The sequence below is a fragment of the Planctomycetaceae bacterium genome (genome assembly GCA_041398825.1).
Taxonomy (GTDB): domain Bacteria; phylum Planctomycetota; class Planctomycetia; order Planctomycetales; family Planctomycetaceae; genus F1-80-MAGs062.
Genome location: JAWKTX010000010.1, coordinates 105,146 through 125,450, shown reverse-complemented (window position 1 = coordinate 125,450; position 20,305 = coordinate 105,146). Strand labels below are relative to the sequence as shown.

The window sequence follows — 20,305 nt, the reverse complement described above, 5'->3', positions numbered from 1 at the left end:
TCGTCAGTTACTCAGCTTCGTCCAGCAACCAGTTGGAATTGAAGTTTTCTGCCCAGACAATGTCAGTGGAACTCTGGTCGGTACTGTTTCTGTCGTTGGTTGCCGGGACAGGCTGGAGGCGTCGAACCGCGATATCTCCCATTCGGGGAAACAACCAGGCGTTGGATGCCTTAAAGTCAACATCGTGCATCGTGTGCCCGGAGTTGATCACGACATAGCGGTGTGGATTCAGTGGATTCGGATAGATCATGCTCAGCCCATGCGTCGAGGCGTCCCATTCGCGGTGTCCAACACGAATCTTCTGTGTCGTCCATTCAATGGGCAGGTTCTGGACGACGCGGGCGATTAATGCGTTCGACTGCGGATCACCAAACAGTATCAGATTGTTGCCTGCGATATGCTCTTCTGTGACGTCTTTATCATCTACGACCTGCACCTTTCCTCGCAGCCAGAAGTCAAATTCCTGTTCGAATACTTCCAGTTGATGTTTCGCCCATGTGTTGGCGGCGGGGATCAGTGATGGTTGAGTTGGGCGAACGCAGACGAACGCATCCATGAATGCATCGTCGATGGGGCCCTGAAGGCCGTGCCGTTTACTGAGCTCGGGATTCTCAGCGAATTCGCGCGAGGAGTCGTAGTCGAGCACCTGCCAGGCATCTTCGGTGCGCTGATACCAAACGTCGGGCAATAACCCATCGGCAGCAGTCCGGCATGGAAGGAGTGTTCCGTCAATGATGGCATTCGTGGCGATGTCTCGATTCAGCCGGAAGGCCGTAATGTTCGATGTATTCACTTCAACATCACCATCGGAATTGATTCTGGCATCAATGGTCGAAGGAGCGTAAACCGTTTCGACTTCTTCGATGGTCAGCCAGTCACATGTGTTGTACCGAAGAGTGCGCGTCGTGAATCGAATGTGGCGTCGATCGTAAACAGAAGGGCGTCCCGCTTCGGACTTCTCGATATGAAACGCCATGAATTCCTGCTGACTCTTCGGGTCAAACTTATGTCCCATTCCGGGGCCAACAATGACCTTGATTTCAACTTCCTCTTCTCGTGCGGCCTCAGCCATTGTGGTACTCGCCGCCAGCTGAGGATCAATTTCACCTCCGTAGGTACATACCGGTACGTTTGCTGCGTTCAGCGCATAATCGACAGCGTCGTAAATCCCGAGGGTCTGATGCTGCCATGCCGGTAGTCGATCCGACTGATTCTGGTATTTGTAGAAGTCAACAAAACCGGCTCCCGGTCCGACGGACGACCAGAGATGTGGGTAATGCATTCCAAGATGCCATGCTCCGGCTCCGCCCATGGAAAAGCCGTGCAGGGTGATTCGATTCTCGTCGATTCGGAACCGGCGTTTGACATCGGCTATGGCTTCGAAGACGTCTGTCTCACCGGACCATCGGTAAGCGTTACTGCCGCGACCGTAGACGTCGAGCTGAATCCAGTGGACTGGCGTCCTGGGTGTCCGGCCTTCGAACTTCGAGATGAAGTTCACTTCGTTCATTTGATTGGCTCGGCCATGCAGCACGACATGAAGCGGCCATCTTTTTCCATCCCATGGGTTTACGTTTGCTGGCAGCGTGATGGCATACGGCTGAATGGACTGATCCACTTTGCTGACATAGCCGCGAATTGTCGAACCTTCCTGCACGACCCACGGAGCCTTTTCATCAGCCAGGCTTTGTGCGCGGGATATTCCGGTTTCAATTGCCCGTTGGGCCTGTTTGACGTAGTCGGGCTTAAAGAATTCGTCGTGTCGCAGTTGCCATTCGACTGCCTTTGCGAAAACCGCAACGTCGGCGAATAACGCACGTTGGGTGCGATTCTCCATCCGATCGACGGTTCGCAGCGCGTCGATTAGCTGGCTGAGTTTCTTCAACCCATCCTGCAATTGGTCCCGTTCTTCCTGCGTCGGTGCCTTCTGATCCTGCTGTGCCACAGCGAAGTCACGGGGGACAACGAGGCCAGCAAGCAGGAACCCAACGAAAATCAATGAAAACTTCGAAATGCCGAACATCGCATGACTCGCACAAACAGGCCGAAACCACAATCGCAACAAAGGGCGGCCATTGTGACATCGTGCGCGGCAAAACGACAGCGTCCGGGTCGGATTTGAATCGGGCCCTGGATGACTCCGCAAGTGTGCTGATCGCCAAAGCTTTCAGTCGCAGTAGCTAAGCGCAAGCAGGCAGTAGGCTGTCACCAGGTTTGGATCTCCCTCGTACCAGCGATCAGCAGGATTGGTCCAGCTGCCGTTTGGCTGTTGAAGATCCCTGAGGCGGTTGGATAACTCCGTCTTCCAGTCGTGCTTCTGACCTTTTGAATCGACAAAATCCTGATCATTGCTGATGAGGCTCATTGTCCTGCCGAAGGTGTGAAAATAGTAGAACAAACCCTGTTGTCCCATACCGGGGTTTTCGGACAGTGTGTAGTGATTTCGGATCCAATCGGTTGCCGCTTTCACCCTTGGGTCGTCTTTCTTCAGGCCGGCAAAGATCAGGCTTTTCAGGCCAGCGTAGGTGATACTGCCGTAAGATCGCAATCCTCCGTTGTCGTCATTGCCTGCTTTGGATTCGCCGCCTTTGGCTGGTGTGTAGATGAACCCGCCATCATTGATTTTGCCTGCAAAGGGCAGGGTGTTGTGTACGGATTCCAGGTTCTGAGCCCGGGAGACAAAGATCAGCGCTTTCTGCATGGCGGGGTCGTCTTCTTTGACGCCCGCTTTTTTCAACGCTTCCACAAGGAACTGCGTGTTGGACATATCCGGGCGTTGCTTGCTGTCGTAGCCGCCACCACCATAGGCTCCGTCGGAGGACTCGATGCCTTCGCCTTCATCCCACTGCAGCCCTCGCAGAAATGTCTCTGCCTTCTTTATGTGTTGATTGAAACGACCGTCTTTGTTGGCATCAGCCAGGGCCATCAATGCGATACAGGTTTCGTAGTTCTGGTGTCGACTTCCCGCGGCAAAGATGCCACCCTCTGGTTGCTGGTTTTTGACGAGGTAGTTCAGTGCCTTTGCAACAATCGGGTCATCGACGGACTTTCCGGTTTCGATGAGTGATGACGTAACCAAAGCCGTAATTCCAACGGCATCGGATCGCGTCCAGGAACCGTCTTCGTTTTGTGTGACTTCGAGAAACTGCAGAGCTTTCTTCTGCATCGGTGCGATCTCTGTTTCGTCCGCGACCAGGGTCGAACCCGAATACGGTGCGCCGGAAAACGAGGAAGTGAACGGGATCACAAGCAGAGCGAAGAAGCAGTGTTTGAAGAGTGAGTTCCGTGATGGAGAGATTGCCCTGATCATTTTTCGTAACCCTGATTGCAAATTGCGGTTTCGAAATAGCTGAAACCGGTGGATAGTTGTCTGAATGGTTTGAGTACTTATTGTGATTGCTGATTCCGCACGAAGGCCAACGGATGATGTTCTTTTGGAACAGAGAATCAGAATTCCCCGATGACTTCACGCCCGCTGCGAGTTCCCAGCGCTCGCCAGACGCCCAGATCGATATTTTCAGAGATCGTCCGAACAGATCCGTCCACCAGAGCCGAGTTGACAGTTCCCGTATGAAAGCTACGGGAAGTGATGATGGCGTAGGTCGGTGATCCGGATAGGCCATTTCGGCCTTCCTGATTTGAGTTGAAGTCACACTCTAAATAGTTCGTCGACCCGTCAGAACAGTGAGTCTTCGCGTTGGGTTGCATTGTCGTCGTGAAGCCATGGTGGTGAAACCGACCATCCGGCCATTCCGTGTGACCCGTATTCTTGAACTGACCACCGGAGGCGATGATGGTCTCGGCTTCAGCAATTGTCTGGGGGATTGTTGTCGAGGGGGGCCCGCCATTTCTTCGATAAGGAGTCCAGGCTTTCACCTCGGAGGCCATCAGCGTGTAGCTTGTTCCGTCATAGAAGGCTGCAAACTTCAGTTTTGCATTCGGATAGAAGGTACCGTCTCCGCCTTTTCCAGTAGCCGGGTTGAAAACGAACCACGATCCGAAGTTGAATCCGTAGGTTGTGGGATAAAGGGTTGGCAATCCAGGGCCCGCATTTCGAATTTCATCGCTTCGTGGATCGCTGGGACAGGCGAATGCAGGAATCTTCAGTCCGTCAATGGACATTTGACCGTCCCATGCGAGTGAAAGATCGACCTGAGCATAAAGATTTCCCTGTTCCAGATAGGGCAGAATTCGGCCGTGTACTCCCCACGAACCATTGTTCCCGGCGCCACTGGTGGCGGGATTGATACAGGCGCTCGGGGGCAATGCCGAATAGACATCTGCGTAATTATGGACAGCCAGGGCCAGTTGTTTGAGGTTGTTCCTGCATTGAATCCTTCGGGCTGCTTCGCGAGCCTGTTGCACAGCCGGAAGCAGCAGTGCGATCAGGATGGCGATAATCGCAATGACCACCAGAAGTTCAATCAGAGTAAATCCGGGAGATATCATCCTGCGGTGGGCGTTTGAGCCGCTGATCACCTGGGTTCTTGTTGCAGATTGCATCTGGAATGGAAGCCTGCCTGATCGGAATGTCGATTTGAGGAATTGCCGGAGCGTCTGCTCGCCTGCTCCGGACCGGACTGGGCTGGGATCGGACGAAAAGGCAAATTGCGTTCCAACGTGTTTCCGGTGAGGAATATTGCTTCCAGGTCGCGGGATCCCGAGTTTCCCGAGAGATTTTGGTGTGTTTTCGGGAACCGCCGTAGTTCCCTGACCGGCGCTGTCGGCGGATTTTTCGGCGGCAGCGCCAGAAATTCGGCGGTCGGCGTGGTAATCACGGACGGAGGGGGCCGGTCAGATAATTCTGCCGCCGGCACGTCCGGCTCCCGGGCCCATCTGAATGGTATAGTCAACTTTGCTCAGCAGGTAATCGTCGTGCTCGATCAGCACCACAGAGTGACCTGTCTGCACCAGATAATTGAGGCACGTCATCAGCCGATCGATATCGTCCATGTGCAGGCCGGTCGATGGCTCATCCAGAATAAACAACGAGCGTCCTCCATCGCGTCCGCGCTTTTTCTTCCCGTCAGTGGTAGCAGATTCCGTTTCAGACAGGGGCACACCGGCAAGAAGTGAAGCGATGCGAAGCCGCTGTGCTTCTCCTCCGGAAAGTGTCGATAGCGGTTGCCCAAGTCGCAGGTACCCAAGTCCTGCCTGGCGCATAGCGTTAAGTCGCTGTTGAATTCGTTTGTGTCCGTTGAAAAATGCGAACGCTTCGTCTGAAGTCATTTGAAGAATGTCAAAGATCGATCGATCTCGATACCTGACTTCCAGGACATCGGGGCGAAACCGGCGCCCCTGACATTGCTCACATGTTGTCTGAATATCTGCAAGGAACTGCATTTCCACGGTGATGATGCCCAGTCCTTCGCAAACCTCGCACCGCCCACCGCGAGCACTATTGAAGCTGAACGTCCCGGGAGCAAAATTCCGTTTTCTGGCTTCGTGCGTTTCGGCCATGAGTTTGCGAATGTCGTCAAAGGCTCCGATCCAGGTGACCGGGATACTTCGCGTGGATTTCTGCAGCGGGCTTTGGTCCAGTAACACCACGCTGTCGATCTCTTCTGCACCGAGCAATTGTTCGATTGTTCCATCGCTGTCATGGTCGCACGCCTGTCCCAAATGTCGACAAAGTGCCGGGTAGAGGCTATCGACCAGAAGCGAACTTTTTCCACTGCCGCTGACGCCGGTTACGGCCACGATGACCTGCAACGGAATTCGGGCATCGAGGCCGCAGATGTTATGACACTGCACATTGGTCAGCGTGAGCCAGTATTGGGGGATGCGAAGCGTCTGCGCCGGCTGTGGTATTGTCCGGGGCGTTGCGGGAATTCCTGTGCCCGCGTCATGCGTGGCCGCCTCAGTTTCATCGGAGTGCAGGAATTCACGCAGTTTGCAGGCGGTCACGGAATTCGCCATCTCCAGCAGCCGGGCCGGAGCGCCTTCGAAGATCAGGTTGCCGCCATTTTCGCCGGCAGCCGGGCCGATTTCGATGACATGATCGGCCGACATGATAAATTGCGGATCATGCTCCACGACAACGAGCGTGTTTCCCGCAGTTGTGAGTTGGCGAGTTGCCTGGATCACCATTTGCGTATCTGAGCCGTGGAGTCCGGTGGTTGGCTCGTCCAGCACGTAGAGCGTGTTGATCAAACCGGAACCCAACGCTGCGGTCAACACCACGCGTTGAGCTTCTCCCCCTGAGAGGCTTCGCATGGATCGGTCGAGTGCGAGATATCCGAGTCCACATTCCAGGAGGAACGTCAGCCGAGTGGTGAGATGTTCGATGACTGAGCGAAGAGCCCGCCGGATATCTTCGCTCAGCCCCGCGAAAACTTCGTTCAGCCAGTTCATCAGCTCCGAGAGTTCAAGGCAAAGGATATCAGTAAAGCGACGTCCGGCCAGAATCAAAACCGCTGAATCCGCGTTGAGCCGACTTCCCTGACAGGCATGGCATGGTACCCAGCTTCTCCACCGATTCAGAAAAACCCGAACGCCCATCTTGTAACGATGCCGCACAAGCCAGCGGTGGAAACCCCTGAGTCCTCCGAAGTTTCGTTCGGGTACTCCGTCCAGGATGATTTGACGATGGGTGTTGTTCAATTCCCGGAACGGCTTGTCGACCGGAAGCCCGTATTCCTTTGCGAGTGCGATGAGTTCCTGTCGTTCATGTTCGTATGCTGGCGAGTTCCATGGTGCGATGGCTCCCTCCCGAATCGACAACGAATCGTCCGGAACGACTTTTTCTAACGTCATTGTCGAAACGTTGCCGTAACCTTCACAATTTGCACACGCTCCTAGAGGGGAATTGAAATTGAGAGATTCCGGTACCGGCATTGCAAAGGACCGATGGCAGGAATCACATTGAAGCTCGCGGCTGAATCGATGGATCAACCATTCGCTGTTGTCGATGGAAACGGTCCTGTACGGAGTCTGTTTTTCGGAGCCGGAAGAGGCAATAAGCACGATGCATTTTCCGTCTCCCGCTGCAAAGGCCGCTTCAATGCTCTCTTCAATTCGTTGTGGCGACTCGGCATCGATGCGAATGCGGTCCACAACGACACGGAGCGCCTGTTGTGGCTGGTTCGCCTGTTGTGGTGGATTCGCCTGTGAATCTGGCGCAATCAACTCCAGACAGTCTTCAACTCGAAGGATTTTGTCAGCCCGGATGACACGCGTGAACCCACGACTCTGAAGCGATTCGAGCTCAAGCCTGAGGCGTATGACCGAGTCCATCTTCTCATCGGAGCTCGTTGGGGCGTCTGCGAAATCCTGTTCGAATGCGATCATTGCTCTTTGGCCTGGCGCATGTCGAAGCAGCCATTGAGATGCCGATGTCGGCGTGAAGGCGTTCACAGGAACGTCGCAGTCCGGGCAAATGCAATCCGCTGCGCGCGTGAATAACAGTCGAAGGTAGTTCAGGAGCTCAGTCCGTGTTCCTACGGTACTTCGACTGCCTGCGTTGCGCTGATCCTGTCGGATGGCAACTGCGGGTGGAATACCATCGATCCGATCCACGGCTGGCCGTTCGATCCGATCCAGAAACTGTCTGGCGTAGGGAGAGAACGTTTCGATGTATCGCCGCTGGCCTTCTGCATAAAGCGTATCGAAGGCGAGGCTGCTTTTACCGGAACCACTGACACCGCAAATCACCGTGAGCTTGTGGCATGGCACATTCAGGGTCAGATTCCTGAGGTTGTGGACTCGAACTCCTTCCAGATGAATGCTGTTGTGAATGCTGCTGTTCTGAATGTCAGGGTCTCCATCACCAGGCTCAAAGGTGCCGTCAATCGCAGTCATCTGTTTTTTCTTTTGCAGGAAGTGTCCTCACAAACCGCACCGCGCGATCGATCCAGGATTTCAGGTCGTCGTCAGATTCAATCCCCGCTGGCTGAATTCTTGCCCAGCCCTTCATCACACGTCCTGTGATATCCATGGGTTTGACATGAGGTTCTGACTGTGTCTGTTCGTGAAGTTTCTTGTCGAGCCGAACAATCAGCGATCCCTTCCATGGTCCGACACACATGTTGCCATTGATCAGAAAGCAGGTGCTCCCGAACATTTTCTGTTCCGTAACGCCCTTGCGTTTCTTCATGAACAAACGAATTCGTTCGATGAGCGTGGTGTCAGTGCCCGGCATCGCCATTTTCCGTTGATGAAGGATTCAGGGGATCGTCAGATCATTGCCACTTTCACACTGCAGATTGGCGGAAGGGAATCGAAGAGACAGCTCCATTCTTCGCCACCGTCTCGACCCAGCCAAAGCTGTCCGGTTGTTGTTCCAAAGTAAACAGCGGGGGATTTGAATTCGTCAATGGTCATGGCGTCACGCAGCACCGTGATGTAGCTGTTCTTTCCGGGCATCCCTTTCGCCATTTTTTGCCACGACTTTCCACCGTTTTGGCTTCTCCATACAGCAGGCGAGCCGCCGGGGCAGGTGCGCGTCATCGGCTCATGCGGCATGACATAAACGACGTCCGGGTTATGAGGATGTACGACAATCGGAAAGCCAAAATCCGATGGCAGGCCTTTCGCGATGGAGTACCAGGTTTTTCCGTGGTCGTCACTTCTTAGTACACCAATGTTTGGGCGAGGACCTCCGGGGCCATGCCATTCTGACCAGCCACCGTGGTTTTGCATGTAAAGACGCCCGGGAGCGGACGCTGGGGCGACGATCTTGTGAACGCATTGGCCAAATTCCGGGTAGGGATCCGGTACGAACCCTGCTCCAACGCCAGCATTGGCAGCCTCAAAACTCTGCCCCCCGTCTTCGCTCATGTAATGCCCTCCGGTTGAAATACCCAGGTGCATCCGACCGGATTCGCGAACGATGGTGTGCAGGCACAGACCGCCATTTCCTGGCTGCCACTGCCGCGAATGGGGATGGTCGCTGATCCCACGAATCAGATCCCAGGAGTTTCCATTATCTGTGCTGTGGAACAGGGCGGCAGGTTCAACGCCGCACCAGAGTTCTTTTCTGTTGTCTCCCGGTTCCAGCGACCAGATGTTGGCCATTGCGCGGCCGTCTTTGTCCGGGAAGGTCGGTGCGGATTTTGTCTCCTTGAATTTGCCGCCCAGATCCGTGGAAACGAGCAGCTTCATGCCGAAGAAGGGATTACAGCTGGACGCGAAGACTCGCGGAGAGTCAGAACGGGTGTCGATCATCGTCGTGTAAACTGCGACGCCCTGGCCGAATGGTCCTTTCAGCCTGAAACTTCGTCGATTTGAGGCGGATTCCGCGATAAAAACGCCCTTTTTTGTTCCGATGCTGATGAGAAGACGATCCGCCATGGGTTTAGCCTCCGGAAACGGCCTGAAAAACAGAAACGACATCATTCGGTTTGAGTGCCAACGCCAGTGTTTTACGGTCGACAACGATCTCGTTGTTCACAAACAAATTGACGTGCGTCCGAACGGTGTCTGTTTCATCGCAGATGCAGGAGTAAAGGGCAGGGTGTCGATGTTTGATTTCATTTAAAGCGGCGCGCAGCGAGCGGGCTTCGACGGAGAACTGCTCCTGGTCGTTGGTGTATTTCCCCAGAATTCGGGGTATCTGAATCAGGATCGACATGCGTCAGAGTCTAACCAGAGCGTGTAAAGTCGGGCTATCCCAAGCCGATTAGCTAATCCCGGAAATTCATCATGCCTGCGTGCAATCCGTTGGCAGCTTGTTAGACTTCGCATGCAACGAAACGGAGCACGGCCGATTGTGGCGATGGGCTCCATTCTCTTCTCACTGCAGTTGGACTTCTGATACGTTCCAATTGTTTTCGTTGTACTCTACTGAATCTGCGAATCATGTTCACCGGCCTCGTTGAAGGACAGGGCATTGTCAGGCAAATCGCCTCATTGCCAGCCGGATTGCGCTTCACCATTTCTCCTGAGCCGGACAGCTTTTCGACGACTGACATCAGTATTGGTGACAGTATCTCGAACAGTGGCTGCTGCCTGACCGTCGTCCGCATTGACGAAGGCTGCCTCGACTTCGAGGCGGGTGAGGAAACCCTGGCGAAGACCAACCTGGGTGATTTGAAGGTTGGAGATACCGTAAATCTCGAGCGTTCACTCTCTGTGGGAGCGAGACTTGGGGGGCATTTTGTTCAGGGACACGTTGACGGGACCGCGGTGGTCGATCGGATCGAACGCAATGACGAATGGGTGGACATGTATTTTCGGGCCGACACAGCCATCACTCGGTTGATGGTCCCGAAAGGTTCCGTTGCAATCGACGGCGTCAGTCTGACACTCGTTCTCGTTGAGCCCGGTCGATTTTCGGTGGCCCTTATTCCTCACACTCTGCAGATCACCACGCTCGGCTGTCGAAAAACGGGCGATCGAGTGAATATCGAGAATGACATTCTGGGCAAGTATGTGGCCCAGTTGCTTCAGCATCATCCAATGCTCCCCACGGGACAAAACGATTCATGAAAGATGTCCAGCGCCAAACGCGATCCTATCTCATGGCGCTGTTCAAGGCCCACGGTTTTAATCCGCGCGGAGACCTGGGGCAGAATTTCCTGATCGACGTGAACTTGATCGAGTTTGCTGTTCGCAGCGCGAACCTGGGGCCAAAGGATGTCGTGCTCGAAGTCGGCACGGGGACCGGGGGAATGACGACGTTCCTGTCCGCGCAGGCAGGGCATGTCATTGCCGTCGAGATCGATCGAAACATGTTTGCGCTCACGACGTACGCGACGCAGGACTGTACCAACGTGACCCTGATCAATAAGGACATCCTGAAGAATAAGAACAGTTTTGATCCGGAAGTCGTTCAGGTCATTCGGGAAAAGCTGGCAGCAATTCCGGGATCACAACTAAAGCTGGTTGCAAATTTGCCCTACAGCGTCGCCACACCGGTGATGAGCAATCTGGTCGCCTCGGATTTGCCCTGGCAGCGCATGGTCACAACCATTCAATGGGAGCTGGGGGAAAAGATGGCGGCGTCTGAGGGCCGCAACAGTTACGGAGCACTGTCAGTATGGATGCAGTCGCAGACAAGCGTCAAGATTCTCCGCAAATTGAGCCCAAAGGTGTTTTGGCCTCGCCCTGGCGTCGATTCTGCGATCGTCAGCGTCTGGAAAGACGAAGAACTCACCCGCAGGATTGCCGACCGCAGATTCTTTCTGGATTTTCTGCGTCGGCTTTTCCACCATCGAAGAAAGCTTCTTCGGGGCGTGCTGGTACGTATGTACCGCAAGCAGCTGACCAGAGAAGAAATTGATCAGTTGATGCTGGACCTGAACATTCCTCCGGAACGCCGAGCTGAAAAGATGGGGGTGTCTGATCTGGTGGAACTGGCGAACAGGGTGTTTGAGGTGTTCTCCGCCAGGGGTCTGCAGCCGGAGTCTGAAAGTGAGGACACCGAGGTTGAGGACACCGAGGTTGAGGACACCGAGGTTGAGGACACCGAGGTTGAAGATGAGTCCGAGGTATCGGACCCGGTTGACGAGTCGGCCACAGAAGAAACAGACTGATTCCGGCAAGTCGCAAGGCCGGGGCAGACGAGCGAAGCGAATTCATTCGCATTCGAACAGGCGAAATCACTCAGAGTGAGGAGATTGAACATGCACGATCGAATTTCATACCGCGGATTGACATTTGACGACGTCCTGCTGGAACCCGGATACAGCGATGTGGTTCCGTCAGACGTCGATATCAGCTCGTTTCTGACGCGAAACATCCCTCTGAATGTACCGATGATCAGCAGTCCCATGGATACGGTCACCGAAAGCGATATGGCCATCGCGATGGCGCAATTGGGTGGGATCGGCATTATTCACAAGAATATGAGTATCGAGCAACAGGCTCTGCAGGTTGATCGTGTTAAGCGCAGCGAGCACGGGGTGATCGTCGATCCGGTCACACTTCCCCCGGAAACACCGGCCGGCGAAGCCGTTCGACTCATGGATGAGAGAAATATCGGCGGCGTTCCAATCACACAAAATGGTCGACTGGTGGGCATTCTTACACGCCGAGACCTTCGTTTCCTGGACTCGAAGGATCGCCCAGTCTCGGAGGTCATGACCAAAGACAACCTTGTAACTGCATCCGAAGAAACCAGCCTTGAAGAGGCTGAGCGTATCTTGCTGGAGAACAAGGTAGAAAAGCTGCTTCTCGTGGATGCGGACTATCAGCTCAAAGGGCTGATCACAATTAAGGATATTGATAAGAACGTGCAGTATCCGCGTGCATCGAAGGATTCGCGCGGTCGTTTGCGTGTTGGCGCGGCGGTTGGGGTCTACGATCTTGACCGGGCGGCCAAACTTGTCCAAACCGGTGTAGACGTCCTTGTGGTCGATAGTGCACATGGGCACTCTAAGAATGTCATCGAAACCGTGGCGGCGATCAAGAAAACACTGAACATTGATGTCATCGCGGGGAATATTGCGACTGAGGAAGGCGCGAAGGCGCTGGCGGATGCGGGAGCGGACGCGGTGAAAGTGGGAATTGGCCCGGGGTCCATTTGTACGACCCGAATCATCTCAGGAATTGGTGTTCCTCAGCTTTCGGCGATAGCGAATGCGGCGAAAGCACTGAAGTCTGCCGATATACCAGTTATCGCGGATGGAGGAATCCGTTTCAGCGGGGATATTACAAAGGCTCTGGCTGCTGGTGCATGGACCGTCATGATTGGTGGCTTGCTGGCGGGAGTTGATGAAAGCCCGGGTGAAATGATTCTTTTTCAGGGCCGCAGTTTCAAGCGTTACCGCGGTATGGGGTCGCTTGGAGCCATGGTTAAAGGAAGTAGTGAACGTTATCGACAGGGTTCAGCGCCGAACGGCGACCAGTCAAAGCTGGTTCCGGAGGGTGTGGAAGGTCGTGTTGCGTATAAAGGTGCTCTGCAGCCGCTCGTCTACCAGCTTACTGGGGGCCTGCGATCTGGAATGGGCTATGTAGGCGTCAGGACGACGCAGGATCTTCGCGAGAAGGCTCGCTTCATCGAGATTTCCGCGGCTTCGGTTAGGGAGAACCATCCTCATGACATTGCCATCACTCAGGAAGCTCCGAACTACTCTGTGGAGCATACTCCCGGAGATCACAACTAAGTATTCACGTAAAGGCCTGATGCGTCTGCCCAGGCTGGCGGTCGTGGGGGCGGCTGTTTCAACTCTCACGCTGGCTGGATCTGCGGATGGCGGAGAATGGCGAAATCGGTCTCAACCGGACGTTCGTAGCTCGCAGCGGGCTGTGCCGTTAAACGCGCGGGCACCGCAGATAAGACTGGCGGACTACGTCGATTCATCTGATTCCGGAATACGGCAGACAGCATTTCAGCAGGATTTACCGGCGGCTCCGTTGCGAATCGCGCAGGTTCCCCCTGCCATAACACTGCAAGACGAACATTCAGCCGTCGAGCCGGCTCCGATGGTCCTTCCCGGCGTGTTGACAACTGAGTTTGACGCGGCTCCGGCTGCCGATGGCTATCCGTCCGGGCATTTCGGGACGGATCTGGCTCTGAATCCTTCGCATGCTCCGGTCTCCTACTATACATGGAGTCAGCACTACCGCCGACATATGGACGCGGTGCTTTGCCCCGACTATTCCTGCGATGAACCGGTTGGCGCGGTCATTTGGTGGCAGCAGAACGTACAGCCAGTCATCGACGACCATACATTGCCCCCACAAATTGAACCTGATGTCGCGACGTATGACGTGACTCCACGCCTCATTGAATTCGGTCCCGTTCGTCAGGCTTCTGCGCAGGAGACGTCCTCGGAAACGAGCGCACTCGCGCGGTTGACGCGTGATATTTCCAGAATTCAACCAACGCTTGACTACGCTCTTGAGGGTGTCCGAGACAAATTGCCGGAAGACTTTGATGAGAAGATGGACAACGGGGCATACGTTGCCCGCGTTAGCGCGCCGACGGTTTTGCAGTGGGCGCCGACCAATCTTTACCACAATCCCCTCTACTTTGAAGATCCCGCCCTGGAACGATATGGGCATACGTACCACCCTCTGATTCAGCCTTTTGCGTCAACGGGGCGATTTGCGACCCAGCTTGTGAGACTTCCCTACCAAATGACCCTGCATCCGGTTCACGCGAAAGAGTACACTCTTGGCTACTACCGACCGGGTGAATGCGCCCCGAAGAAGCATTATCAGATTCCCTTCAACGAAGAGGCCACATTCATGCAGGTGGCGGCAATGGCTGGTTTGATCCTGATCATTCCGTAACCGAGTCCTGGGGCAGCGCTCCAGGCTCAGGGTGTCTGGTTGAAATAAATTCCTGAAGGAGGTGCGAAGCCACAGCTTCGCACCTCCTTTGCTATTCGGGTGGGGAATTATCGCGGCGATGCTCGTCGCCATGAAAATCCAGCCGTTGCTGCCGGCGAAGTTCTTCGACAGCATCATGCAGGGCCTTATGGGCCTTCTGGTTCCGCCGCAGCGACTGGCTGACATGAACCCGGCTTGCTACGGCGTCACTGAAAGCCAGCAGAACGAGCCAGAATGCCAGTAGTAGCAGTCCAAGCACGTAAAACGTGGCAAATATGGGGGATTCTGCCACCGCTGGCAACGTATCCCAAAGTGATATCAGCGCGCCCAGAGTCACGGTCAGGGCCGACGTCTGCATACGTCGCCTGTACTGATGGTCGAAGAAACGCTGGTCGCTTGCGCTTAATTCCAGATCCTCCTGATGGCGGCGATGCTGCCTGACGTGCCAGCCAACCATGCAAATACCAAAGAAAGCCACGATGCAGCCGAACAGGAGAAACACATGACCGGTATCTGGTCCCATCGATATCTCCTGAATTCAGCAGTGTCGCAAGTTCGCAAGTCTATTGTCATCAATGTGATGCACTGTTGCGATATTGATACGGTTGGCAGGCGGATTCCAGGAGTTTAGCGAAACGTGAAACGGAATGGCGGTGGTTTTGTGGATCGAGGCGAACTCCCTGAACATTTTTTGTAATTCGTGCGTCTCCAATTTACGTATTTACAAGTACCAGTGACTGAGCTGTGGCATTGCAACGCGTTCCTTTGCCGCCGTTGGCGGATTATGCCGGTAATCAGGTGCGTTAAGGCAATGCGGCGGCTCGGGTCTGACCTGGCATGGTGTTTGCGAAGGATTCTTCTGCTCGGAAGCCTGGTTTGGCCAGGCCGAAGCACGACAGAATCCGTTGCATCAAGGATGCCACCTACCGGGTGGTTCAAAAAAAGGAGCAGATGAGAATGCCGCAATATCTGAATTCTCGCCTGAAGACGTTGGCTGATCAGCAGGGCCGTTTCACTCCCAAGTCTGTGCGCTCATCGCAGCTGGACGCCGCAGAAAGGCTGCTGTTGACAGTCGTCCCCAGTCAGACCTACTCCTTTTCCGATGTTTGTGAGCAAATCACCGGCTATCGCCCCAGCAGCAGTGCGGCGTCAGAAGTCATTTCAGGCGAAGAGCTTGCGCACGATTTGCGTTGCATGATCGAGGATCTGTCGGAGAGTCTCCGCCTGTCCCCCGATTCAGTCGATGAGCCCGTGCTGACCGTGGAGCAGGTGAGTGAGCGATTAAGCATTTCGACGAAGACTGTCTCTCGCTGGAGAAATCGAGGTCTCCCAGGCCGCTGGTTCTATGTGAATGGCAGGAAGCGGCTTGGAGTACTGGAATCTTCGTTGCAGGAGTTCATTCGAATGCATCCGGGTGAAGTCGGCCGTGGCGCATCCTTTTCTCAGATGACCGAGCGAGAAAAAGAATCCCTCGTCACAGCGGCACGAGATCTGGCTCGCCAGGGGCTGTGTTTGACAGAGATTTCCAGACAACTGTCCGTTCAGCTCGGCCGTGCGGTAGAGACGATCCGTTATACCCTGCGGGATTACGACAGTCGCTTTCCGGAGAACGCGATTTTTGGACGCCGGGAAACGCCAATGCTCTGGGAGCATAAGGAGATGGCGTTCGAGATGTTTCAAAAGGGGGTAGCGGTTGCCGACCTTGCAAAACGATTTTCCCGCAGTCGCCCTGAGATCCACGGAATACTTTCCGAAGTCCGTGCCATTCGTCTCAAGTCTGTGGCGATGGATTACATGGACAGCGAAGAGTTTCGGTGCGACGATGCGGACTCAACGATCTGCGCAGCTCCCCCTGCGTATGACGGCGGGGCTGGCGTGCAGAAGCCACCTTCCGGATTGCCTCCCTATCTGGCTGATTTGTACAAGGTTCCTTTGCTGAATAAACCTCAGGAGCAGCATTACTTTCGTCTGATGAACTATCTGAAGTTCCGTTTCACGGAGCTTCAGTCCTCTTTGGATGTCAAACGCCCGGCATTAAAGGTAATCGGAGAACTTGAGTCGCTTCAGCAGAGGATCGCGGAGGTGAAAAATCTGTTGATTCGGTCTAATCTCCGGTTAGTGGTTTCAATTGCCAAGCGCCATCTAAAACCAGGAATGAACTTCTTTGAGCTGGTAAGCGACGGAAATATGAGCCTGATTCGGGCGGTTGAAAAATTCGACTATTCACGGGGAAACAAGTTTTCGACTTATGCTTCGTGGGCGATCATGAAGAATTTTGCTCGGTCCGTTCCAGCCGAGCATACTCGCCTGGAAAGATTTCGGACCGGAAATGACGAAGTTTTCCTTCAGTCCGCGGACGACAGATCCGCAGTTTTTGCGGATGAGCGGATGAATCTCGCTCAAAAGGACGCGATTCGCGAACTTATGGGGGAATTGAATGGTCGAGAGCAGAAGGTAATTGCCTGTCGCTTTGGGCTTGAGGCCGGGATGGAGCCGGAGACTTTGGAAGAGATCGGAAGCCGACTTGGAGTCACCAAGGAGCGCGTCCGCCAAATCGAAGTGAAGACTCTGGAAAAACTCAGGAAAATCGCAGAGCGTCGGAAGGTTGACATTCCTGGGATTTGATAGATTCATTTGAGTTTCGGCCGGAGATCGCCGACTGAATGAGGATCGTTTTCGACGCAGTGCGGAGACGCCTGATTCAAGTGGCACGGTTTGTTCGGGGAGAACCCTGACTGAAAGGTCCTGCGAATTCCCGCGAGTGGGTTGTTTGATCGCAGTTGAATCGTTTGGCGGATCTGCCTTGCCTGAAGGAATCGGGTTGCTATACTCCGCGGCTCGCTTCCGGTCTGCGCTAGCGTAGCTCAATTGGCAGAGCTCCGGTTTTGTAAACCGGTGGTTGTGGGTTCAAGTCCCTCCGCTAGCTTCGGGTGCCTCTCGGGTTTGTTTTGCGAGGCATTCTGTGTGGTTGTTTGTTTATAGGGGGAATACCAGAGCGGCCAAATGGGCCAGACTGTAAATCTGGTGGCTTAGCCTTCGCAGGTTCGAATCCTGCTTCCCCCACTGCTGGGTGTCGGTTCTCTGGCATCTGTGCGGGCGTAGTTCAATGGTAGAATTCCAGCCTTCCAAGCTGGCTGTGTGGGTTCGATTCCCATCGCCCGCTCTTCTTTTGTGTTTTGAATGCGGAGATTGCTGCTGTAGCTCAGTTGGTAGAGTGCGTCCTTGGTAAGGACGAGGTCATGGGTTCAAGTCCCATCAGCAGCTTTTGCCGTTGATGTGTTGGTGGCTCGTGTGGGCTACCGTGGATTGTTTGTTTAAGTAGGTTTTGCCGGGCGTTGATTGCGTGTCCTGGCGTAGATGATGTGGAGTTCAGGGGATGGCAAAGGGTACGTTTGAGCGAACAAAGCCGCACGTCAACGTGGGTACAATTGGTCATATTGACCACGGCAAGACGACTACAACTGCGGCGATTCTGGCTGTTCAGTCTGCGAAGGGGCTGGCTGGTGCCAAGAGCTATGCTGATATCGCAAAGGGTGGTACGGTTCGAGACGCAACAAAGACGGTAACGATTGCTGCGAGCCACGTGGAGTATGAAACTCCGAATCGTCACTATGCTCATATCGACTGTCCCGGGCACGCCGACTACATCAAGAACATGATTACCGGTGCCGCTCAGATGGACGGGGCCATTCTGGTTGTTTCGGCTGCTGATGGTCCGATGCCTCAGACCCGAGAGCATATTCTTCTGGCTCGTCAGGTGAATGTGCCGGCTCTGGTTGTGTTCCTCAACAAGTGTGACCTTGTTGACGATGAGGATCTGCTTGAGTTGGTTGAGATGGAAGTCCGGGAGTTGCTGACGAAGTATGGCTTCCCTGGGGATGACATTCCTCTGGTTCGAGGTAATGCTAAGGGAGCTTTGGATAACCCTGCTGACGATACATACAGCCAGTGTATCACGAACCTGATGGAAGCTCTGGATTCCTATATTCCTGAGCCGGCTCGTGAAGCTGACAAGGCGTTCTTGATGGCTGTCGAAGACGTCTTCTCAATCGAAGGTCGTGGTACTGTTGCGACGGGTCGAATTGAGTCTGGTGTTATTAAAGTGGGTGAAAAAGTTCAGATTATCGGTCTGCGTGATACTGCTGAGACGACCGTGACTGGCGTTGAAATGTTCCAGAAGACTTTGAATGAAGGTCAGGCTGGTGACAATGTTGGTCTTCTTCTTCGTGGTCTGAAGAAGGATGACGTTCAGCGTGGTCAGGTTTTGGCTGCTCCGAATTCAATCAAGCCGCACACCAAGTTTGAGGCTGAGGTGTACGTATTGAGCAAGGAAGAGGGTGGTCGACACACTCCATTCTTCAGCGGTTATCGTCCGCAGTTCTACTTCCGAACAACCGACGTGACTGGTACAACCAAGTTGCTGGGTGGTGCAGAAATGTGTATGCCCGGTGATAATGTTAAGGTTGAGGTGGAGTTGGGTAAGCCGATCGCTCTTGTCGATGGCAGCCGTTTCGCGATTCGCGAAGGTGGACGTACTGTCGGTTCGGGTGTTGTGACGAAGATTCTCGAGTAATCTTGTGTGGTCATTGAGGCTGCCTGTTCAGATGGCTGGGCGGGCAGTCTTGTGTTTGGCGGAGTGTCGTGATGCGTGAGTATGTTTGGCTGGAATGTACTGAAACCGGGACGCGGAATTACCGCGTGATCAAGGAAACGCGCGGTACGGAGCGGCTTGAGCTGATGAAGTACTGCCCAAAGCTTCGCCGTCATACGGTGCATAAGGAATCTCGCAAGAAGTAATGCTTGCCTACGGGTGTAGCTCAATTGGCAGAGCAGCGGATTCCAAATCCGCAGGTTGGGGGTTCAAGTCCCTCCGCCCGTGTTTTGAGTTCACTGCTCATTTGTTTCGTTCGTCCGTCGGTGGCTGTCCGGCATTCATGGTCTGGGTTGGGTATGTCAAGCAAAGAAGTCGGGTTCTCAATCTTGCCCGAGCTGTTCCGCTTTAGCGTATACAAGCCGAGCCAGGGTCGAATGGTTCGGCAGTTTACATTCTTCGGTGTGGCGATTTTGGCTGCGTTGGGTTGCATTACGCTGGCGAATGGCCCTCTGGGTTTTGCTGACAAGAGCGTTCAGGTTGGCGTGCCTTTGGCTGTTTGGGCTATATGTACGTGGGTGGCTTTTCGCGGTGTTAACTTTCCGCGATTTGCCGACTTCCTCGTCTCTGTTGAGTCCGAGCTGGATAAGGTTTCATGGCCGGTTCGGCAGGAGGTTATTCAGGCGACGGTTGTCGTCCTGGTGACCATGTTCTCCCTGGGGACGTTCTTGTTTGTGATTGATCTTGTCTGGCAGGGTCTGTTTAAGTTCATTGGGTTTATTCAGTACTGATTGCCTTTTCCTGGCGGCTCTTTCCCAAGTTTGCATTCAGCGGCAGTGACGGGTTGAATTCTGTTGTGGTGATGGTCACGATACGCCGCTTCGAAAAAATCAGGGCTTAGTGAGACGGGGGTTCAGGGCATGGCAGAGGATGAGGTTGGCGGCGGAGCAGCCGGCGAGATGCTCTGGTATGTTCTCAAGGTCCAGACGAACCGTGAGCGTACTATTCGTGACGCGTTGCTGAAGAAGATTAAGCTTGAGGAGCTCGAAGAGTATTTCGGCGAGATTGTTATTCCTTCCGAAAAGGTAAAGGATACCCGGGGTGGAAGTTCACGCGAGCACGATCGGAAGTTGTTTCCTGGGTACATCATGATTCAGATGATTCTGAATGATGAAACCTGGTATCTGGTTCGCGACACGGGTGGTGTTGGTGACTTCGCTGGTGCTGCGGGCAAGCCTTTGCCGATGGAGCAGCATGAAGTTGACCGGATGCTCGGTCGGATGAAGGATGATTCTACAAGCGCACCGAAGGTAAGGATTCCGTTTTCGACGGGTGATCTGGTCAAGATTCGGGAGGGGACGTTTGAGAGCTTCGAGGGAACGATTGAGGCGGTTGATGAGCATAATGGTAAGGTCTCGATTCTGATCGAGATATTTGGTCGTTCCACTCCGGTCGAGTTGGATCATTGGCAGGTTGAGTCGGTCTAAGTTTTGGGAC

General features: G+C 54.2%; 17 protein-coding genes and 5 tRNA genes. 14 read left to right on the top strand and 8 right to left on the bottom strand.

Translation table 11 applies throughout. The features are described from left to right. Positions 1-7: 7 nt before the first annotated feature. From R3C20_18260 to R3C20_18230, 7 genes are all read right to left on the bottom strand, one after another. The gene (locus R3C20_18260) at positions 8-2,023 is read right to left on the bottom strand and encodes a prolyl oligopeptidase family serine peptidase (GenBank protein MEZ6042448.1); all 2,016 of its coding nucleotides are present in this window, start codon (positions 2,021-2,023) and stop codon (positions 8-10) included. 144 nt (positions 2,024-2,167) lie between these two features. Beyond that, positions 2,168-3,310 carry a prenyltransferase/squalene oxidase repeat-containing protein gene (locus R3C20_18255; GenBank protein ID MEZ6042447.1) on the bottom strand — a complete coding sequence of 381 codons (1,143 nt, stop codon included), beginning with the start codon at positions 3,308-3,310 and terminating at the stop codon, positions 2,168-2,170. A 137-nt stretch (positions 3,311-3,447) separates the two neighbouring features. Continuing rightward, on the bottom strand, positions 3,448-4,503 hold the full coding sequence (locus tag R3C20_18250; GenBank protein MEZ6042446.1) for a DUF1559 domain-containing protein: 1,056 nt from the start codon (positions 4,501-4,503) through the stop codon (positions 3,448-3,450). A 291-nt stretch (positions 4,504-4,794) separates the two neighbouring features. Next, on the bottom strand, positions 4,795-7,800 hold the full coding sequence (gene uvrA / locus R3C20_18245; protein ID MEZ6042445.1) for an excinuclease ABC subunit UvrA: 3,006 nt from the start codon (positions 7,798-7,800) through the stop codon (positions 4,795-4,797). Then, positions 7,787-8,140 (bottom strand): TfoX/Sxy family protein, encoded by a 354-nt coding sequence (locus R3C20_18240; protein MEZ6042444.1) that lies wholly within the window; start codon positions 8,138-8,140, stop codon positions 7,787-7,789. Before R3C20_18240 ends, uvrA begins: the two co-directional genes overlap by 14 nt. Before the next feature lie 35 nt (positions 8,141-8,175). Further along, entirely contained in the window at positions 8,176-9,291 is a 1,116-nt protein-coding gene (locus R3C20_18235; protein MEZ6042443.1) for a hypothetical protein, read from the bottom strand. A gap of 4 nt (positions 9,292-9,295) precedes the next feature. Next, complete coding sequence (locus R3C20_18230) at positions 9,296-9,571, bottom strand: MoaD/ThiS family protein (protein ID MEZ6042442.1); 276 nt, start codon at positions 9,569-9,571, stop codon at positions 9,296-9,298. Between the two features lie 227 nt (positions 9,572-9,798). On the opposite strand from R3C20_18230, the gene R3C20_18225 reads away from it, so the two are divergent. The 4 genes from R3C20_18225 to R3C20_18210 all read left to right on the top strand — a co-directional run bounded on the left by R3C20_18225 (position 9,799) and on the right by R3C20_18210 (position 14,178). Beyond that, the gene (locus R3C20_18225) at positions 9,799-10,428 is read left to right on the top strand and encodes a riboflavin synthase (protein ID MEZ6042441.1); all 630 of its coding nucleotides are present in this window, start codon (positions 9,799-9,801) and stop codon (positions 10,426-10,428) included. Beyond that, positions 10,425-11,474 (top strand): 16S rRNA (adenine(1518)-N(6)/adenine(1519)-N(6))-dimethyltransferase RsmA, encoded by a 1,050-nt coding sequence (gene rsmA, locus R3C20_18220; GenBank protein ID MEZ6042440.1) that lies wholly within the window; start codon positions 10,425-10,427, stop codon positions 11,472-11,474. The genes R3C20_18225 and rsmA overlap by 4 nt, the downstream gene beginning before the upstream one ends. Before the next feature lie 90 nt (positions 11,475-11,564). Beyond that, positions 11,565-13,046 (top strand): IMP dehydrogenase, encoded by a 1,482-nt coding sequence (guaB, locus tag R3C20_18215; GenBank protein ID MEZ6042439.1) that lies wholly within the window; start codon positions 11,565-11,567, stop codon positions 13,044-13,046. After that, on the top strand, positions 12,979-14,178 hold the full coding sequence (locus R3C20_18210; GenBank protein MEZ6042438.1) for a hypothetical protein: 1,200 nt from the start codon (positions 12,979-12,981) through the stop codon (positions 14,176-14,178). The genes guaB and R3C20_18210 overlap by 68 nt, the downstream gene beginning before the upstream one ends. Positions 14,179-14,269: 91 nt before the next feature. On the opposite strand, the gene R3C20_18205 is transcribed toward R3C20_18210, so the two are convergent. Continuing rightward, positions 14,270-14,740 (bottom strand): hypothetical protein, encoded by a 471-nt coding sequence (locus R3C20_18205; protein ID MEZ6042437.1) that lies wholly within the window; start codon positions 14,738-14,740, stop codon positions 14,270-14,272. Between the two features lie 434 nt (positions 14,741-15,174). On the opposite strand from R3C20_18205, the gene R3C20_18200 reads away from it, so the two are divergent. From R3C20_18200 to nusG, 10 genes are all read left to right on the top strand, one after another. After that, positions 15,175-16,842 (top strand): sigma-70 family RNA polymerase sigma factor, encoded by a 1,668-nt coding sequence (locus tag R3C20_18200; protein MEZ6042436.1) that lies wholly within the window; start codon positions 15,175-15,177, stop codon positions 16,840-16,842. Positions 16,843-17,070: 228 nt separating this feature from the next. Further along, a tRNA-Thr gene (locus tag R3C20_18195) sits at positions 17,071-17,143 on the top strand. Between the two features lie 55 nt (positions 17,144-17,198). Then, a tRNA-Tyr gene (locus tag R3C20_18190) sits at positions 17,199-17,280 on the top strand. Positions 17,281-17,309: 29 nt separating this feature from the next. Next, a tRNA-Gly gene (locus R3C20_18185) sits at positions 17,310-17,380 on the top strand. A 28-nt stretch (positions 17,381-17,408) separates the two neighbouring features. Then, positions 17,409-17,481: transfer RNA gene (locus tag R3C20_18180), tRNA-Thr, on the top strand. Positions 17,482-17,593: 112 nt separating this feature from the next. Further along, positions 17,594-18,790 carry an elongation factor Tu gene (gene tuf / locus R3C20_18175; protein ID MEZ6042435.1) on the top strand — a complete coding sequence of 399 codons (1,197 nt, stop codon included), beginning with the start codon at positions 17,594-17,596 and terminating at the stop codon, positions 18,788-18,790. Positions 18,791-18,861: 71 nt separating this feature from the next. Next, a complete protein-coding gene (rpmG, locus tag R3C20_18170; GenBank protein ID MEZ6042434.1) occupies positions 18,862-19,014 on the top strand; it encodes a 50S ribosomal protein L33 in 153 nt (50 codons plus the stop codon). A 9-nt stretch (positions 19,015-19,023) separates the two neighbouring features. Next, positions 19,024-19,096 (top strand) — tRNA-Trp (locus tag R3C20_18165). Between the two features lie 149 nt (positions 19,097-19,245). Further along, on the top strand, positions 19,246-19,599 hold the full coding sequence (secE, locus tag R3C20_18160) for a preprotein translocase subunit SecE (protein ID MEZ6042433.1): 354 nt from the start codon (positions 19,246-19,248) through the stop codon (positions 19,597-19,599). 129 nt (positions 19,600-19,728) lie between these two features. Further along, a complete protein-coding gene (gene nusG / locus R3C20_18155) occupies positions 19,729-20,295 on the top strand; it encodes a transcription termination/antitermination protein NusG (GenBank protein ID MEZ6042432.1) in 567 nt (188 codons plus the stop codon). The last annotated feature ends 10 nt before the right edge of the window (positions 20,296-20,305 follow it).

Excerpts from the sequence above, each read along its gene's own strand:
- secE (MEZ6042433.1), top strand. The coding sequence starts at position 19,246 with ATGGTTCGGCAGTTTACATTCTTCGGTGTGGCGATTTTGGCTGCGTTG.
- uvrA (MEZ6042445.1), bottom strand. The coding sequence starts at position 7,800 with ATGACTGCGATTGACGGCACCTTTGAGCCTGGTGATGGAGACCCTGAC.
- nusG (MEZ6042432.1), top strand. The coding sequence starts at position 19,729 with ATGGCAGAGGATGAGGTTGGCGGCGGAGCAGCCGGCGAGATGCTCTGG.
- R3C20_18225 (MEZ6042441.1), top strand. The coding sequence starts at position 9,799 with ATGTTCACCGGCCTCGTTGAAGGACAGGGCATTGTCAGGCAAATCGCC.
- R3C20_18255 (MEZ6042447.1), bottom strand. The coding sequence starts at position 3,310 with ATGATCAGGGCAATCTCTCCATCACGGAACTCACTCTTCAAACACTGC.
- tuf (MEZ6042435.1), top strand. The coding sequence starts at position 17,594 with ATGGCAAAGGGTACGTTTGAGCGAACAAAGCCGCACGTCAACGTGGGT.
- R3C20_18240 (MEZ6042444.1), bottom strand. The coding sequence starts at position 8,140 with ATGCCGGGCACTGACACCACGCTCATCGAACGAATTCGTTTGTTCATG.
- guaB (MEZ6042439.1), top strand. The coding sequence starts at position 11,565 with ATGCACGATCGAATTTCATACCGCGGATTGACATTTGACGACGTCCTG.
- rsmA (MEZ6042440.1), top strand. The coding sequence starts at position 10,425 with ATGAAAGATGTCCAGCGCCAAACGCGATCCTATCTCATGGCGCTGTTC.
- R3C20_18250 (MEZ6042446.1), bottom strand. The coding sequence starts at position 4,503 with ATGCAATCTGCAACAAGAACCCAGGTGATCAGCGGCTCAAACGCCCAC.
- rpmG (MEZ6042434.1), top strand. The coding sequence starts at position 18,862 with ATGCGTGAGTATGTTTGGCTGGAATGTACTGAAACCGGGACGCGGAAT.
- R3C20_18205 (MEZ6042437.1), bottom strand. The coding sequence starts at position 14,740 with ATGGGACCAGATACCGGTCATGTGTTTCTCCTGTTCGGCTGCATCGTG.
- R3C20_18200 (MEZ6042436.1), top strand. The coding sequence starts at position 15,175 with ATGCCGCAATATCTGAATTCTCGCCTGAAGACGTTGGCTGATCAGCAG.
- R3C20_18235 (MEZ6042443.1), bottom strand. The coding sequence starts at position 9,291 with ATGGCGGATCGTCTTCTCATCAGCATCGGAACAAAAAAGGGCGTTTTT.
- R3C20_18260 (MEZ6042448.1), bottom strand. The coding sequence starts at position 2,023 with ATGTTCGGCATTTCGAAGTTTTCATTGATTTTCGTTGGGTTCCTGCTT.
- R3C20_18210 (MEZ6042438.1), top strand. The coding sequence starts at position 12,979 with ATGACATTGCCATCACTCAGGAAGCTCCGAACTACTCTGTGGAGCATA.
- R3C20_18230 (MEZ6042442.1), bottom strand. The coding sequence starts at position 9,571 with ATGTCGATCCTGATTCAGATACCCCGAATTCTGGGGAAATACACCAAC.